15 protein-coding genes and 1 tRNA gene are annotated in these 17,386 nt (G+C 51.2%); 15 read left to right on the forward strand and 1 reads right to left on the reverse strand.

The features are described 5' to 3' along the window. Positions 1 to 10: 10 nt before the first annotated feature. The 11 genes from CI959_RS15340 (at position 11) to CI959_RS15390 (ending at position 13,901) form a co-directional block, all read left to right on the forward strand. Positions 11 to 703, forward strand: a complete 693-nt coding sequence (locus CI959_RS15340) for a hypothetical protein (RefSeq protein WP_057316689.1) — start codon at positions 11 to 13, stop codon at positions 701 to 703. Next, positions 700 to 3,453: a TonB-dependent receptor gene (locus tag CI959_RS15345; protein WP_057316612.1), complete on the forward strand. Its 2,754-nt coding sequence runs from the start codon at positions 700 to 702 to the stop codon at positions 3,451 to 3,453. Before CI959_RS15340 ends, CI959_RS15345 begins: the two co-directional genes overlap by 4 nt. A gap of 12 nt (positions 3,454 to 3,465) precedes the next feature. Continuing rightward, positions 3,466 to 4,626, forward strand: a complete 1,161-nt coding sequence (locus tag CI959_RS15350) for a DUF4249 domain-containing protein (RefSeq protein WP_009017809.1) — start codon at positions 3,466 to 3,468, stop codon at positions 4,624 to 4,626. Between the two features lie 10 nt (positions 4,627 to 4,636). Beyond that, positions 4,637 to 6,319, forward strand: coding sequence for a hypothetical protein (locus CI959_RS15355; RefSeq protein WP_057316611.1), 1,683 nt, complete (start codon positions 4,637 to 4,639; stop codon positions 6,317 to 6,319). A gap of 55 nt (positions 6,320 to 6,374) precedes the next feature. Continuing rightward, positions 6,375 to 6,584, forward strand: coding sequence for a DUF6722 family protein (locus CI959_RS15360; RefSeq protein WP_005855965.1), 210 nt, complete (start codon positions 6,375 to 6,377; stop codon positions 6,582 to 6,584). Positions 6,585 to 6,759: 175 nt separating this feature from the next. Then, a complete protein-coding gene (locus CI959_RS15365; RefSeq protein ID WP_009017811.1) occupies positions 6,760 to 7,782 on the forward strand; it encodes a low specificity L-threonine aldolase in 1,023 nt (340 codons plus the stop codon). Positions 7,783 to 7,796: 14 nt separating this feature from the next. Beyond that, complete coding sequence (locus tag CI959_RS15370; RefSeq protein WP_057316609.1) at positions 7,797 to 9,683, forward strand: endonuclease/exonuclease/phosphatase family protein; 1,887 nt, start codon at positions 7,797 to 7,799, stop codon at positions 9,681 to 9,683. An 8-nt stretch (positions 9,684 to 9,691) separates the two neighbouring features. After that, a complete protein-coding gene (locus tag CI959_RS15375) occupies positions 9,692 to 11,017 on the forward strand; it encodes a nucleobase:cation symporter-2 family protein (RefSeq protein WP_057316607.1) in 1,326 nt (441 codons plus the stop codon). 6 nt (positions 11,018 to 11,023) lie between these two features. Then, positions 11,024 to 11,590 carry a xanthine phosphoribosyltransferase gene (xpt, locus tag CI959_RS15380; protein WP_005855972.1) on the forward strand — a complete coding sequence of 189 codons (567 nt, stop codon included), beginning with the start codon at positions 11,024 to 11,026 and terminating at the stop codon, positions 11,588 to 11,590. Between the two features lie 10 nt (positions 11,591 to 11,600). Continuing rightward, a complete protein-coding gene (locus CI959_RS15385) occupies positions 11,601 to 12,014 on the forward strand; it encodes a PaaI family thioesterase (protein WP_005855973.1) in 414 nt (137 codons plus the stop codon). A gap of 27 nt (positions 12,015 to 12,041) precedes the next feature. Further along, positions 12,042 to 13,901 carry a ChbG/HpnK family deacetylase gene (locus CI959_RS15390; protein WP_057316606.1) on the forward strand — a complete coding sequence of 620 codons (1,860 nt, stop codon included), beginning with the start codon at positions 12,042 to 12,044 and terminating at the stop codon, positions 13,899 to 13,901. 195 nt (positions 13,902 to 14,096) lie between these two features. On the opposite strand, the gene CI959_RS15395 is transcribed toward CI959_RS15390, so the two are convergent. Then, positions 14,097 to 14,168: transfer RNA gene (locus CI959_RS15395), tRNA-Met, on the reverse strand. A 150-nt stretch (positions 14,169 to 14,318) separates the two neighbouring features. Here CI959_RS15395 and CI959_RS15400 point away from each other — a divergent pair. From CI959_RS15400 to CI959_RS15415, 4 genes are read left to right on the forward strand one after another with little or no spacing between them, the layout of a single operon-like run. Then, positions 14,319 to 14,912: a TetR/AcrR family transcriptional regulator gene (locus CI959_RS15400; RefSeq protein ID WP_011966477.1), complete on the forward strand. Its 594-nt coding sequence runs from the start codon at positions 14,319 to 14,321 to the stop codon at positions 14,910 to 14,912. 16 nt (positions 14,913 to 14,928) lie between these two features. Continuing rightward, positions 14,929 to 15,873, forward strand: a complete 945-nt coding sequence (locus CI959_RS15405; RefSeq protein ID WP_095231480.1) for a 3-oxoacyl-ACP synthase III family protein — start codon at positions 14,929 to 14,931, stop codon at positions 15,871 to 15,873. A 20-nt stretch (positions 15,874 to 15,893) separates the two neighbouring features. After that, a complete protein-coding gene (fabG, locus tag CI959_RS15410; protein ID WP_005855977.1) occupies positions 15,894 to 16,640 on the forward strand; it encodes a 3-oxoacyl-[acyl-carrier-protein] reductase in 747 nt (248 codons plus the stop codon). 1 nt (position 16,641) lies between these two features. Next, positions 16,642 to 17,316, forward strand: coding sequence for an RluA family pseudouridine synthase (locus CI959_RS15415; RefSeq protein WP_009017818.1), 675 nt, complete (start codon positions 16,642 to 16,644; stop codon positions 17,314 to 17,316). Positions 17,317 to 17,386 lie beyond the last annotated feature (70 nt).

A 17,386-nucleotide genomic window follows, 5' to 3' on the forward strand; every position in this document is an offset into this window, starting at 1 on the left:
TCTGTATCTTATGAGAAAGCTTCTGGGGCTTTTATGCGTATGTGCGTTGGCTATCGTTACGGCTAGGGCACAAGATGCGGTGGATGACTATGTCTCTTCCGCCGCCGGCCAATCCGTGATCTACCATGGGAAGGAGCAATTGAAATATTCCACCTCCATAAAAAATCACCCCTATTTGAAGAGCGAGAAATACGTACCCGGGGATCTTAGCTTCGAAGGCATTCTCTACAAGGGCGTGAAAATGCGCTTAGATCTGTACAGGAATGAGCTGTTGCTGCTTTCTCCGGACAATCGCTATAATATCGTCTTGCCGAGCGATCGGGTAGACTACGCCGAGTTTCATGGCTATCCTATCTTCTACAGGTATCCGGACGAGCGGTCGGGCAACCTGCCGGAAGGCTATTACCTACGGTTGTATGAAGGGAAGTGTACCGTGCTGGGGAAATGGTCTTGTATATTATCTAAGACGATAAAAGATATGAAGCTCGATGATTCCTTCGATCAGTCCGTAAAATACTACATCCGGAAGGAGGGCGTTTACTATACCGTGAGGAGCAAGGGCTCCGTGTTGAAGGTCCTCAAGTCCAAGAAAAAAGAGCTGGCCCGGTATATCAAGCGGCGAAAGCTGGATTTCAAGCACGCTCCCGAGGAAGCCATCGTAGCCGTGGTGAGACAGTATGAACAGTTAAACGAGATCCCATGAGAAAGAGCCTATATATCGGTATGGTAATGTGCCTGCTGTCCGGCTGGACGGCGAGGGCGCAGCGGACGGTCGATCTGGATTTCCGGCAAGTAACCTTAAATGTCGTGTTCAACGCTATCGAGCGGCAGACCGGACAGCCCGTCTACCGGCAACCCTTGGAGACGGACTCCATGGTCGTTAGCGTACACAGTGAGAAGGAAGAGCCCTTGGTGGCGTTGCGGCGTGCGTTGGAGGGAACTCCCTTCCAAGTATCCTCGTATGGCGGCGCCTTCTTTGTGTTGAGAGATAACACCTTGATGACCTCCCTGCCCGAGAACTTCTTCCTGCGGGAGAAGCGGAGAGAGGGCGATGGCGACGAGGAAGGCTCCGGTATCTCCCTGATGGCGGGCCGGAAGCAGCAGAAGGCTACCTCGGAGAACAAGGTTTACGAGATCGGCGACGCCTCGGGCAAGGCGGCGGACCGGGTCACGGTGACCGGCAATATCAGCGATTTCAAGACCGGCGAGCCGATGGTGGGCGTGGCCGTATTCGTGAAGGACCCGATGATCGGGGCTACTACCGACGCTTACGGCTATTATACGCTGCGCCTCCCTCCCGGACGGCACGAGCTGTACATACAAGGCATGGGCATGAAGGACACCCGGCGGCAGATCATGCTCCATTCCGACGGCAAGCTGGATATAGAGCTGGAGGAACAGGTCTACACCTTGAAGGAGGTCACGATCTCCTCCGAGAAGATCGCCAACGTGCGGAATACGACGATGGGCGTGGAACGCCTGAAGGTGAAGGATATAAAGAATATCCCGATGGCGTTCGGCGAGGTGGATATCATGAAGGTAGTCATGTCGCTCCCCGGCGTGAAGGCGGTGGGCGAGGCCTCTAGCGGCTTTAACGTGAGGGGCGGGGCGACGGACCAGAACTTGATTCTCTTCAACGACGGGACGGTCTATAACCCGACCCACCTGTTCGGCTTCTTCTCCGTCTTCAACCCCGACGTGGTGAAGGACATGGAGCTGTACAAGAGCAGCATCCCCGCCAAGTATGGCGGACGTATCTCCTCGGTACTCGACATCAACAGCCGGGAGGGTAACAAGAAGGAGTTCAAGGGATCGGCGAGCATCGGCTTGCTGACCAGCCGCCTTACCTTGGAGGGGCCTCTCTTCTCCGAGAAGACCTCCTTTATCGTGGGCGGACGTACCACTTACTCGGACTGGATCTTGAAGAAACTCCCCGAGAAGAGCGGCTATAAGGATGGCAACGCCGGTTTTTACGACCTGAACGCCACGATTAACCATAAGTTCGACGAGCGGAACAACCTCTATCTGAATGGCTACTATAGCCACGACCGTTTCCGCTTTAACGTGGATGAGCGGTATGCCTACGAGAACGCCAACGCCTCGGTGAAATGGAGGCATATCTTCTCGGATCGTTTCACGGGGGTCCTCACCGCTGGCTACGACCATTATGGCTACAATACCCGTAATACGGATAACCCGGTGAACGCTTATTCCCTCGCTTTCCGTATCGACCAGATGTACGGGAAGATGGACTTCACGCATTACCTGAGCGATAAGCATACGCTGGATTTCGGCGCCAGCTCGCTGTTTTACGACTTGGAGCCGGGGAAATACCTTCCCTATGGCGGGGAGTCGTTGGTGAAGGAGGACCGGATGGAGAAGGAGAAAGCGGTGGAGTCCGCTATCTATGTGGGCGATCGTTGGGATATCACCTCCCAACTCTCCTTGAACGTGGGGGTCCGTTATTCCATGTTTAACGTATTGGGGCCCCGTACCTATAATCTCTATGCCGACGACCAACTGCCTTCCTTGGCTACCGTGACGGGTACGGTGGATAAGACCGGGGCGTTCAAGACTTACCACGGGCCGGAGTTCCGGGTATCCGCCCGTTATGCCTTTACCGAGGACTTCTCCGTGAAGGCCGGCTTTAATACGATGCGGCAGAATATCCATAAGCTATCCAACACGACCATCATGTCGCCCACAGATACGTGGAAGCTGAGCGACGCCAACATCAAGCCGCAGACGGGTATGCAAGTGGCCGCCGGGCTATACCGGAATTTCTTGAACAATACGATCGAGGTCTCCTTGGAGGGATATTACAAGACGATGAAGGATTACCTAGATTACCGGAACGGCGCCGAGCTGCTGATGAACCACCACATCGAGACGGACGTGCTGAGGACCGAGGGGCGTGCCTATGGCGTGGAGCTGATGGTGAAGAAAACGCAAGGGAAGTTGAACGGCTGGGTAAGCTATACCTACTCTCGCACGCAACTGCGGCAGAACGATCCGATGATCGTGAATCCCGTGAACAAGGGGGATTGGTACGCCGCCGACTTCGATAAGCCGCACGACCTGAAGTTCGTGGGCAACTATAAGTTCACGCATCGTTTCAGCTTCTCGCTGAATTGCGACTATAGCACGGGACGGCCGATCACCTTGCCGGTCTCCAAATATCATTACGGGGGCGGTGAGTTTGTCTACTATTCGGACCGTAATCAATACCGCATCCCGGACTTTTTCCGGATGGACGCCTCGTTCAACATCGAGCCGAGCCACCACCTGACGTTGCTCACGCATAGCACGATCTCTTTCGGGGTCTATAACCTGACGGGGCGAAAGAACGCCTACTCGGTGTATTATATATCGGAGAACGGGAAATTAAAGGGATATAAGATGGCGATATTCGGGGTGCCTATCCCGTTTGTCTCTTATAATATTAAATTTTAGGGGGGAGTTGAGATGAGGAAAGAAGCGAAGATAAAAGATTCTATAAAAGGCTTTCATTGGTGGCTGGGGGCTTTGCTGTTGTTATTGTCCGCCTGTGTCACGGACTACGAGCCGAAGGGCTTGGAGCAGGTACGGGATTTGTTGGTCGTGGATGGTATCATCACGAATGGCGAGACTACGATAAAGCTCCGGAGAAGCGTGGGCCTGACCGACGATTTCACGGAGGATGAGTTCGTGAATAATGCCAAGGTGGTGGTGGAGCGTGAGGATGGAGCTGTTTTCACTTGCGCTAATTCTTCCGGGAAGGGAGAGTATAAGGTGGATATGGGAGAGCTGGACCCGGGTAGCCGGTACCGGCTACATATCTCGCTGGATGGGCTGGAGTATGAGTCGGACTATCTGGGACCGGAGATAACGCCTCCGATCGACTCTCTCTCCTTGCTGAAGAAGGGGCCGGGAGAGGAGGTCCGTCTCTGTGTGTCTACGCATAATGCCCCGGATCGATCCTCTTATTTCCGCTGGATGTATAAGGAGAATTGGGAGGTGAAGGCGGAGATCTTTATGGCCGCCGAGAAAATGGGTAATACGGTCGTAATATATGATTTACTTACATCGAATAATTGGTATTATTGCTGGGGAAAGGACAGCTCGAAGGTGATCTCCCTAGGCAGTTCCGATAGGCTGACGCAGAACGTGATCGCTAACAAAAGTATCGCCTCGTATCATCCCAGCGATCGCCGTTTCTCGATGTTGTATCATGCGGAGGTGGAACAATATGCGTTGCACCGGGAGGCTTACGACTACTATTTTAATTTGCAGAAGAACATAGAGGAGTCTGGTAGCTTGTTTGCCCCTATTCCTTCGGAGATGAAAGGGAATATCCGTTGCGTGACGGACCCGGAGGTTCCGGTGATCGGTTTCGTGGAAGTGGCGACAGTGACTCGCCTCAAGCGTTTCTTTCCGGAGATAGAGAAGGTATATGAGGCCGAGGTTACGGGCTGCGCAAGCACGATCGTACAGGGATCGGAATATGATAATAATCCGGATTACGGATATGTTTCCTATAATCCGATGAATGCGGAGAGTAATACGTATGCGCTGAAACGTTGTATGGATTGCGGCCGTTTTGGTTCGAAACAGAAGCCCTCTTGGTGGCCTACCAGTCATTTATAATTTAGTTGCTATGAAGAAGTCTATGATAAAACAATGTATCTTGTCGCTCCTCTGCCTTTTATGGGCGGGGCAAACGCTTCTCGCAGGGGAATTGCGAGAGCGGGTTTACCTGCAAACGGATAAGCAATTTTATCTGTCGGGCGAGCTTGTATGGATGAAATTCATTGCCACGGATTTGGACCAACGGTTATCCGACGTGAGCAAGGTCGGGTATGTGGAGCTTCTGGATAGCGCCTCGGCGGTCGTGCAAGCCCGACTCGTGCTGGAGAAGGGGGTGGGCGATGGTTGTCTGCAGTTGCCTTCTACCTTGCCGACCGGAAACTACCGGCTGGTGGCCTATACCCGTTATATGCGGAACGAGGGGGAGGAGGTCTTCTTTGAGAAGCCGCTGGCGGTGGTGAACACTTTCGTGACGAACGAGACCCTGCTGACAGATACTTTATTGCCCGCTTACTCTTTTACGAGGCGAGAGGGCCCGGTTTCCGTATCACCGGACCGTATGACCTATGATACCCGTTCAGGGGGGGAGATCCGGATAAACGGCCTGCCCCCGGATCTACAGACCCTATCGGTCTCTATCGCCGGGATTGACTTGTATAAACCTTTCGCCCGGAGCGGTATCGTTGATTGGAAACAAAGCATGCCTACTACGGGATCATCGCCTGCCGATCGTAAATTCTTGGCGGAATACGAGGGGCCGATCCTGACGGGGAAAGTGATCGATCTGTCTACGGGCGAACCTTCGTCTAAGGAGGCGGTGAGGCCTTTATTGGGCTTTTCCGGGGGGGAGATCCGCCTTTTCGGGGGGCAACTGGGCGCTGCCGGGGAGGTGACTTTCTTTACGAAACACATATCCGGGACGCACGAGATCGTGACGGTGGCTTTATCCCCTTCCTCCTCTCGCTACCGGGTGGACATCGAATCTCCTTACGCTACGCATCCGGAGAAGGAGCTTCCCGCCTTGAGATTGAATCCTGCTTGGCAAGATGAGTTGGTGAAGCGGAGCGTGGGGCTACAGGTGTTGCATGCTTACCGGTCTGATTCCTTGGTTCGGGAAAAAGCGGAGAAGCCTTGGTTCCAGTGGCAACCGGATTGGAGTTATCTTTTGGATGAGTACACCCGTTTCACGACGATGGAGGAAGTCGTGATCGAGTTTATCCCCGGCCTCCGCTTCCGTAAGATGGATGGGGTTCGCCGGTTGGCGGTCCTGACCGAGGAGCGGATCGGGTATACGATCGGTAACTCATTGGTTTTATTGGATGGTATCCCCATCGTCGATCATGAGGTCATTTTTAAGTACGATCCCCTAAAAATCCGGAAGATCGATGTGTATAAAGGCAAGTACGTATTCGGAGGGCAGATATTCGACGGTATCGCCTCCTTCTCCTCTTACGAGCATAATTACCCGGGTCTGGTAGTCGATAACTCCACCCAGTTCTTTGATTATGAGGGCACGCAAGCCCAGCGCATCTTCTATATGCCCGCTTACCGGACAGAGGCCGAGAAGCGATCTCCCGTTCCGGATTTCCGCCATACCTTACTTTGGCGACCCGATATCCGGACAAACGGCGAGTCCTCTATATCCATCCCCTTTACCACCTCCGACATGACCGGTGATTTCACCATCACCATCGAAGGCCTGACCCAAACCGGCGAGGCCCTCTACGCAACGGAACAATTTCAGGTAAAATAACGTGCGGTATGGATTATTCTATTTATCTTTGCCTTGACAAACAAAATATCTTACTATGAAAAAAGAAATCGGAAAATGGTTGATGGATATCGCTAAGTATGTAGTGACTGGCGGAATCATTAGCACATTCATCAGTAATTATCAACAGCAGAGTTGGATTATTTATATAAATGCGGCAATTGTTGCTATAATTACTTTTTGGGCGGGTACCCGCTATTTTAAGGAAGGAGAAAGGGCTGAAAACAGTAAAAAAAGGAGGAAATAGTTATGGGACCTTATTTATTCTTTTGTAGTATAGTGGTTATTCCTTGTGTCGTTTATCTGATATATTCATATACGCATACAAATAAGAATAACATAATGGATAGCGATAAATAGTTACTTGGATATCCTCATTCTCATCTTAAATCCGTACTTTTGGCGAAAAATCAGATTTAAAGATGAGAAGTTTCGCTAGTGACAACAATTCCGGCGTGCATCCCCGGGTAATGGATGCGATCATCAAGGCAAATGATAATCATGCGGTTGGATATGGTGATGATCCTTGGACAGAGGCCGCTACGAGTAAGATACAAGAAGTGTTCGGCAAGGATGCTTCTCCTTTTTTCGTGTTTAACGGGACGGGGGCGAACTCCGTGGCCCTGCAAGCCGTGACCCGTCCGTTTAATAGCATCCTGTGCGCCGAGACCGCCCATATCAACGTAGACGAATGTGGAGCCCCCGCACGGATGACCGGTTGCGCCATCGTCACGATTCCTACGACGGATGGTAAGCTGACACCGGAATTGATCCGTCCCCATCTGAAGAACTTCGGGGTTTGCCACCATTCGCAACCCAAGGCCGTTTATATCTCCCAAGTATCGGAATTAGGTACGATCTATACGATAGAGGAAGTGAAAGCGATCGCCGATCTCTTACATTCGTACGATATGTATCTGCATATGGACGGAGCACGCTTGGCGAACGCCTGCGCTTACCTGAATTGCTCGATGCGCCAAGTGACTGTAGACGCAGGCGTGGATATCTTGAGCTTCGGAGGCACGAAAAACGGTATGATGATGGGAGAAGCCGTGGTCTCGTTCCGCCCGGAGATCACGGAGAACCTGCGATTTTACCGGAAGCAATCCGCCCAGCTAGCCTCGAAGCTACGTTATCTCTCCGCCCAGTTCATCCCTTATCTGGAAAATAACCTCTGGTTGGAGAACGCTATGAAAGCGAATATCAGCGCCGCCAAGCTAGCGGACGTGCTACGACAATACCCGGAAATTCATTTTACGCAGAAGATCGAGTCCAACCAGCTCTTCTTCACGATCCCTGCCGAGGCGTTGAGAAAGTTGCAAGATAAATATTTCTTCTATATGTGGAACGAGGAGATCAACGAGGCCCGTCTCGTTACCTCTTGGGATACTTCCGGCGAGGATATCGCTGAGTTCGAGCAGTCATTGAAAGAGATATTCGGTTAAGGTATAGATATAAAATGAATATAAACATTAGATCGAATCCTATGAGGAAATGGTTTATTTGGGCGATCGTTATGATCGGATGTTTGCCCATAAATAAGGCATTGGCACAGCAAAGCGGCGATGCCGAGCGGAATACGTTGCGTATCATGAGCTATAATATCCGCAACGGAAGGGGCATGGATGAGGTGACGGACCTCGGGCGTATAGCGGACGCTATATGTAAGGTAGCCCCCGATGTCGTCGCCGTACAGGAGGTAGATAGCGTGACCGGAAGAAGCGGCGGGATCGACGTGCTCCGGACGTTGGGAGAACGCACCCTGATGTTCCCTACCTACGCCCCGGCCATCGACTTCGATGGCGGTAAATACGGAGTAGGTATGCTGAGCAAGGAGAAGCCGGTGAGCTACCGCTATATAGCCCTTCCCGGACGGGAGGAGGAACGGGTCTTGCTATGGGTCGAGTTTGAGAGATATATCTTCTGCTGCACGCACCTTTCCTTGACACCGGAAGACCGGATGCTCTCCTTGCCGATCCTTCGGCGGGAAGCAGCTTTCGCTCATAAGCCCCTGTTTATCGCCGGGGATTGGAACGCTACGGCGCATTCCCCCTTTATCACGGAAATCAGCAAGGATTTCCAGCTATTGAGCAATCCTAAACAGGCTACCTTCCCGGCTTCCACGCCGGATAGCTGTTTGGACTATATAGCGGGTTATGTAAAGAATGGACAGCCCTTTACCCGTTTGTCCGCATGGGTTCCCGAAGAGGCGGTGGCATCGGATCATCGCCCGGTCGTAACGGAGGTTCGCCTGAAGGCCAAGCCGGAAGAGATCTTTTATGCGGCGCCCTATCTGCAAAATCCTACGGAGGGCGGCATAACGGTGATGTGGCAGACCCGTGTCCCTACGTATAGTTGGGTAGAATACGGTACGGACACGCTGAATTTGAAGAAGGCTCGCACCATCGTGGACGGTCAAGTGATATGCAACGGCTTGCATAATAAGATTCGGCTGACGGACCTACGACCGGGGCAAACCTATTACTACCGGGTATGCTCGCAGGAAATCATGCTTTACCAAGCCTATAAGAAAGAGTTTGGCGAGACGGCGGTATCCCCGTTCTACACCTTCACGCTCCCTTCCGCATCCCAAAAGGATTTCACGGCCTTGATCTTTAATGACCTACATAAGCATATCCCGACCCTAGACGCCTTATACGGGCAAGTGCGTGATATCTCTTATGATTTCGTGGTATTTAACGGGGATTGTATAGACGATCCCGCCAATGAGAAAGAAGCTTTGTATCATTTGGCTTATTTATGCGGGAAGGTGGGCGCCAGTCATGTACCCGCTTTCTTCCTAAGAGGCAACCACGAGATACGCAACGCTTACTCGATCGGCCTGCGTGCCTTGTTTGACTATGTGGACGATAAGACATATGGGGCGTTCAGCTGGGGAGATACCCGTTTCGTCATGCTGGATTGCGGCGAGGATAAACCGGATAGCACATGGGTGTATTATGGCCTGAACGATTTCACCGGTCTCCGGAAAGATCAAGTGAGTTTCCTCTCGAAAGAATTGAGCGGCAAGGAGTTTAAGCAAGCCTCGAAGCGGGTTTTATTGAACCATATCCCTATCTACGGAAACGGGGATGCCTATGAGCCTTGTCCGGAGCTTTGGGGAAGCCTGTTGGCGAAAGCCCCTTTCAACGTGAATATATCCGCCCATACGCATCAATACGCCTTCCACCCGAAAGGCTCGTTGGGAAACAACTTCCCGGTGATCGTAGGCGGGGGGTATAAGCTCGATTCGGCTACGGTGATGGTATTGCGGAAGAAAGGAAACGAGATGAGTGTACGGGTGTTGAACGCAAGAGGAGAGACCTTATTAGACTTGAAATTATAAGAGACAGTATGGATACGGATTTGATTTACGGGATCGATGACCGTCCGCCTTTGAAAGAGACGCTTTTTGCCGCCATCCAGCATCTACTGGCTATTTTCGTGGCGATCATAACACCTCCCTTGATTATCGCCGGGGCGCTGAAACTGGATCTGGAGACGACCGGTTTCTTGGTTTCCATGGCCCTATTCGCCTCCGGGGTATCCACATTCGTTCAATGTCGTAAATTAGGACCGGTCGGGGCGGGGCTGCTATGTATCCAAGGAACCAGCTTCTCGTTTATCGGCCCGATTATCACGGCTGGTTTGGCGGGAGGGCTTCCCCTTATTTTCGGCGTTTGTATCGCCGCCTCTCCGGTAGAGATGATCGTGAGCCGTACTTTTAAGTATCTGCGCTCGGTGATTACTCCCTTGGTATCGGGTATCGTGGTGTTGCTCATCGGTTTGAGCTTGATCAAGGTTGGAGTGGTCGCTTGCGGCGGGGGGTATACGGCTATGGATAACGGTACGTTCGGTAGTTTGCGTAATATCGGGGTAGCTGTGTGCGTCTTGTTGAGTGTCTTGTTCTTCAATCGTTGTAAGAACAAGTACTTGCGGATGAGTTCCATCGTGCTAGGGTTGTGTATCGGTTACGCGATCGCTTTCGCCATGGGGATGGTGGATATGGAGGCTGTCTCCTCGCAAAACCTGAGAGGGTTTAATATCCCGGTTCCTTTCAAATATGGATTGGATTTTAATATCTCTTCATTCGTGGCGATCGCATTGATCTATCTGATCACGGCGATCGAGGCTACGGGGGATATTACGGCCAACTCGATGATATCGGGAAAATCGATCGAGGGAGAAGGGTACCTGAAGCGAATCTCCGGCGGGGTGCTGGCGGATGGGGTGAACTCGTTTATCTCCGGAATTTTCAACTCTTTCCCGAACTCTATCTTCGCCCAGAATAACGGGATTATCCAGTTGACGGGAGTCGCCAGCCGGTACGTGGGGTATTATATAGCGGGTATGCTGATCCTGTTGGGTTTATTCCCGGTTGTCGGCGTTATCTTCTCCTTGATGCCCGATCCGGTACTGGGAGGAGCTACCCTGCTGATGTTCGGTACGGTGGCGGCGGCAGGTATCCGTATTATCGCCGCCCAAGATATCAACCGGAAGGCCACGTTGGTGTTGGCGGTTAGTTTGTCCTTGGGGCTGGGGGTGGAGCTGATGCCGGATATTTTAGGGGTCGCCCCTCAGGTGATCCGTGGTATTTTCTCCTCCGGCATAACGACGGGTGGCTTGACGGCCATTCTGGCGAATTTATTTATACGTGTAAAAGAAGATCAAACAGAATAACAAATTATGGAATTATTGAAGCAACGCATCTTGCAAGACGGCCGCTGTTATCCCGGTGGTATCCTTAAAGTGGATAGTTTTATCAACCATCAAATGGACCCGATGTTGATGTATAAGATCGCCGAGGAATTTATCCGTCGTTTTCAAGATCGTAAGATAAACAAGATCGTGACCATCGAGGCGAGTGGTATCGCCCCGGCCATTATGGTGGGTTATATCATGCAACTGCCGGTGGTCTTCGTAAAGAAGAAGAAACCGAAGACGATGGAGAACATGCTCTCTACCGTGGTCCATTCCTTCACGAAGGATCGTGACTATACGGTATGTATCAGCAATAACTTCTTGACTCCGGAGGATCATATCCTGTTTATCGATGATTTCTTGGCTTACGGAAACGCCGCCATGGGAATGGTCGAGTTGGCGGAGCAATCGGGAGCCGTGATCGAGGGTATGGGTTTTATTATAGAGAAGGCGTTTCAAGATGGCGGGAACCTGCTGCGTGAAAAGGGCATACGTGTGGAGAGCCTCGCCATTATCGATAATCTGGATGATTGTAAGATAACGGTTCGTTAAAGGAAAAGATATGGATGAGAGAATAAAAGAAAAGTTGATTAACCGTGCGAAGACGAATCCTTATGTGAATTTTCTGGGGATCGACTTCACGGTTATCGAGGAAGGTCGTGTAGAGGCGCATATGCCCTTGCATGACGAGCAGAGACAATATAGCGGCGTGACGCATGGGGGGGTCTTGGCTGCTTTGGCGGATACGATCGCCGGTTTCGCCGCCTATACGATGACCCCGCTGGAGAAAGACGTGCTGACGGCAGAGTTGAAAATGTCTTTCTTACGGGCCGCTTGGGGCAATGAGCTGATCGCCAAGGGTACCGTGATCAAGGCGGGACGGAATATACATTTTTGTGAGTGCGAGATTTATTGTGACGATAAGTTGGTGAGCAAATCTTCCGGCACCTTCTGTGTGGTCCATCCCCAAGTATAGAAAAGATGTTACTTATTTATCAATATCATGAAGACTTCAAATGTAAAAAGAATCCTTTGCGGCTGCCTGTTGTTCGCCGCTACGTGGCCGGCATTCAGCCAGCCTGCCACGAATCCCCGCCTGATCATCCGTGCGGATGACATGGGGTCGTTCCGTTCCGCCAATATAGCGTGTATGGAAGGGTATAAGAATGGGGTGGAGACCTGTATAGAGGTTATGGTTGTCACCTCGTGGTTCCCCGAGGCCGCCCGGCTGTTGAGGGAGAACCCGGGGATAGATGTCGGGCTTCACCTGACGCTGACCAGCGAATGGGATAACGTGAAATGGCGTCCGCTGACGCATTGTCCCAGCTTGACCGATAGCGATGGCTATTTCTTGCCGATGATGTCTCCGAATCCCGCCTACCCGGGTCTGGCCATTCTGGAGAATACATGGAGCTTGGCCGAGATCGAGCAGGAGGCCCGGGCCCAGATAGAGATGGCCTTGAAGAACATTCCCCAGATCAGCCATATCTCCGGCCATATGGGATCGACCGGTTTCGATCCGGAGGTGGTGAAGCTGATGCGCCGCTTGTCCGAGGAATATCATCTGCCGGTCGTGGATCGGGTAGAGGCGATGCAGGAATACGATTTCACCTATTCCGGATATGATGGAGCCTCCAAGACCCCGGCCGAGAAGGAGGCCAGTTTCATCCGGATGCTGGATAAGCTGGAACCCGGTAAACGCTATATGTTCTTGGATCACCCGGCCTTGGATAACGAGGAGATGAAAACCGTCGGGCATATCGGCTACGAGAACGTGGCGATGGACCGTCAAGGCGTGACCGATCTTTTTACCAGTCCGAAGGTGAAGCAAGCCTTGAAGGATAAGAACATAGACTTGATCAGCTATAACGACCTGACCAAGGAACTCCCTCGTGCGGAAGCCTCGAAAGCCTTGGATAAGGCGTTCGGCAATTATCTGCGGGCGGTGAAAAAGGCGGATCAAGACTTGCATAGTATCATGATCCTCCAGCATGGAAAGGTCGTAAAGGAGCAATGGCTGGGTGAGGGCGACCGCCATACGCCGCATGTCTTGAACTCCGTTAGCAAGACCTTTACGGCTACGGCTATCGGTTTTGCCGTTGCGGAGGGTAAATTGAAGGTCACGGACAAGGTGATCTCCTTCTTCCCCGACCAATTACCGGCCGAGGTAAGCCCTTACTTGAAAGAGCTGGAGATACGTCACCTATTGACCATGTCCTCCGGCCATGATGTCGATCCCACCGCTTTAGTACGGCAGAAGGGGAACGAGAAGGCCGATTGGGCAAAGCTCTTCCTCTCGGCGCCGTTGGTACATAAACCGGGAACCTATTTCGTATACAACAGCCTCGGCACGTATATGCTTTCCGCTATCATCCAGAAGGTGACGGGGGAGAAGGTGATCAATTATCTCTATCCACGCCTGTTCCGTCCGCTGGGTATTGTCGGCGCTACTTGGGAAGAGAGTCCCCAAGGCATCAATTGCGGCGGTTGGGGTTTGTATCTCAAGACCGAGGATCTAGCGAAAATGGGTCAGTTTTTCCTGCAAAAGGGAAAATGGAACGATAAGCAATTGCTTCTCGAAAGCTGGATAGAGGAAGCCACCACCTCCAAGATAGCCTCTTTGCCCGCTGGTATGAGACCGGAGAACTTGAAGATGAAGCCGAAAGATAGCGACTGGTTGCAAGGCTACGGTTACCAGATGTGGCGTTGCCGCCATAACGCCGTTCGTGCCGATGGAGCCAATGGACAATACATTATTATATTGCCCGAGCAAGATGCGGTAATCGCCATGACCGCGAATATCGGCGATATGCAGGCCGAGATCAACTTGATATGGAAATATATCTTGCCTGCCTTGAGATAGGAACTGTAGGACCTACGTCCGGGAAACCAATAAGAGCCCCCGGACGTAAGCCTATGACTTGTTGGGCTTAAGCGAATGGTTTACGGTACGTAAGTCAATGGATTACGGGAAAAACTCAATGATTCCCACCCCGTAAACCATTGGGTTACGAAAAAAGAAAAGCCTTCTGGTCACAGACCGGAAGGCTTTTCTTAGTTGCGGAGGCAAGACTCGAACTTACGACCTTTGGGTTATGAGCCCAACGAGCTACCACTGCTCCACTCCGCGATATAGTTGCTATCATTTCTTGATTGCGAGTGCAAAGGTAGGGATATTTTCTTACAAAACAAATTTATTGCAAGTTTTTTTTAATATACTTGGTAGATACGATCTTTTTTAAGTACTTTGCGCACAGTTTTAATCAAAATGTGCAATACAATGCCGATGACAGTTTCTAAAACACGTGACATGTTGGTGGATGTGGCCAGACAATTGTTTGCCCGCATGGGGGTTGATAACACGACGATGAACGATATTGCACAGGCATCTCGTAAGGGGAGACGTACGCTTTATACGTACTTTAAAAGCAAGAACGAGATCTATTTGGCGGTAGTGGAGTCGGAGCTGGACCAGCTTCATAAGATGCTGGTGGACGTGGCCAGCAAGGATCTGCCGGCGGACGAGAAGCTGCTGACGTTTATCTATAGCCGCTTGGACGCTGTAAAGGCGTTGGTGTTTCGGAACGGTACGTTGCGGGCTACCTTCTTCCGTGATATATGGCGGGTGGAGAAGGTACGCAAGAGCTTCGACCTTCGGGAAGTGGAGATCATAAAGGGAATATTGGACGATGGCGTGAAGGAAGGTGTATTCAGCATGCCGGACACGGACATTACCGCCCTCGTGCTCCATCATGCCTTGAAAGGGCTGGAGGTGCCCTATATCCGGGGGATCATGGGTGATAATATCAGCCAGCGGATTAAACGTAGAGACAATGTGATGAATTTAATATTCAACGGAATAAAGATTAAGTAAATCAAAGACACTAAGGATGTTTATTAATGCGACAGGGTTTTATGTGCCTGAAGAACGGGTAGATAACCAACATTTTCTTGAATTAAACGGGTTGACGAGTGAGTGGATTGAGCAACGGACGGGCATTCATACCCGCTCGAAAGCGAAAGAGGAAGAGAATATCAATACCATGAGCCTTGAGGCCGTGAAGGACGCTCTTCCCAAATTGCCTTACGATATCACGGAGGTAGACTTGATCGTCTCCGCTTCGTATTCTCCCTATGATACGGTTGCGACGGCCGCGCATACGGTTCAACATGAGTATACTATCGCTGACGCGAAAGCTTTATATCTATCCTCGGCTTGTTCTTCTTTCTTGAACGCCTTGGAGGTTGTGGAGGGATATTTCGCCATGGGGAAGGTTTCCAAGGCTTTGGTGCTTTCCGCTGATAAGAACTCCGCTTATTATAATGAGACAGACCCGAAGGCGGGCCATTTATGGGGTGATGCCGCCGCCGCTTTCTTTATCTCCAAGGAGCGGATCGGTGAGGGCGACGCCGAGATCGTAGAGGTTTACACGCAAGGTCTCGGCCATTTGTCGAAAGCGATGGAGGCGGTTCACTTGCGTCCTCGTGACGGCGGTATCTTGATGCCGGAGGGGCGTGACGTATTTATCCAAGCTTGTACCTATATGCCTAAGAATGTCCTTCATTTGTTGGAGAAGAACGGTTATACGCTGGATAACCTTACTTATTTCATCGGCCATCAGGCGAATATGCGTATCATGGCGAATATCGCCAAGCAATTGAACTTGCCGGACGAGAAATTTTTACACAATATCGAGGAGCTGGGAAATACGGGTTCCGTAAGCTCGGCCTTGGTATATGCCCAGAACGATAAGAATTTCAAGAAAGACGACTTGATCGCTATCACGGTATTCGGCGGTGGCTATTCAACGGGAGCTTGCTTGATTAAACATTGATATTAAAAAATTTGAGTAATATGAAACTATTAGAAGGTAAAGTGGCTGTCGTAACGGGTGCCGCTCGTGGTATTGGTAAGGCTATCGCCTTGAAGTTTGCCCAAGAGGGCGCTAACATCGCTTTCACGGATCTAGTGATCGATGAGAATGGCTTGGCTACACAGGCTGAGATCGAGGCCTTGGGTGTAAAGGCGAAAGGATACGCTTCCAACGCTGCTAACTTTGAGGAGACTCATAACGTCGTTGCCGAGATCGTGAAGGATTTCGGACGTATCGATATCTTGGTGAACAACGCCGGTATCACGAAAGACGGCTTGATGATGCGTATGAGCGAGGGACAATGGGACGCTGTGTTGAACGTGAACTTGAAGTCCGCTTTCAACTTTATCCACGCTTGTACCCCGGTCATGATGAAGCAACGTGCGGGTAGCATTATCAATATGTCTTCTGTCGTAGGTGTTCATGGCAACGCCGGACAAGCTAACTACTCCGCTTCCAAGGCCGGTATGATCGGCTTGGCTAAGTCTGTCGCTCAGGAGTTGGGTTCTCGTGGCATTCGTGCGAACGCTATCGCCCCGGGATTTATCATCACGGATATGACCGCTCAGTTGTCTGACGAGGTACGTGCCGAGTGGTGCAAGAAGATTCCTTTGCGCCGTGGCGGTACGGTGGAGGATGTGGCTAATATCGCTACCTTCTTGGCTTCGGATATGTCTTCTTATGTATCCGGACAGGTTATTCAGGTTGACGGCGGTATGAACATGTAATATGGAGGTTATTTACGAGGATAATCATATTATAGCGGTAGATAAGACCTGCCGTGAGATCGTGCAAGGCGACAAAACGGGCGATAAGCCTCTCTCGGAGATGCTGAAGGCATGGCTGAAGGAGAAGTATTGCAAGCCCGGTAACGTCTTTGTCGGTGTCACGCACCGTCTGGATCGTCCGGTGAGCGGGGTCGTGATTTTCGCCAAGACGAGCAAGGCCCTTTCTCGCTTGAACGAGATGTTTCGTGTCGGTGAGGTGCGCAAGACGTATTGGGCGATCGTCAAGAACCGTCCCCCGCAGGATGAGGGTGAGTTGGTGGATTGGCTGGTGCGGAACGAGAAGCAAAATAAGAGTTACGCTTACGATACCGAGCGGCCGAATGCCAAGAAAGCCATCCTGCGTTATAAATTGATCGCCCATTCGGATAATTATTATCTGTTGGAGATCGATTTGAAGACGGGGCGGCACCATCAGATCCGCTGTCAGTTGGCGAAGATGGGATGTCCGATCAAGGGGGATCTGAAATATGGTTTCGATCGTTCCAATAAGGATGGGGGCATTAGCTTACACGCTCGTAGCGCGGAGTTTATCCATCCGGTTTCAAAAGAGAACGTGCGAATTGTCGCTCCCGTGCCGGATGATAATTTGTGGAAAGCGTTGTCGGTTGACCGATAATAATTGATATTGATAAAGATCTGATATATGTGGAATCCTTTCGGATGGAGAAAACGTTTCATTCGAAAGG

Origin of the sequence: Parabacteroides sp. AT13 (genome assembly GCF_002272965.1) — a bacterium.
In the GTDB taxonomy this organism is placed as follows: domain Bacteria; phylum Bacteroidota; class Bacteroidia; order Bacteroidales; family Tannerellaceae; genus Parabacteroides; species Parabacteroides distasonis.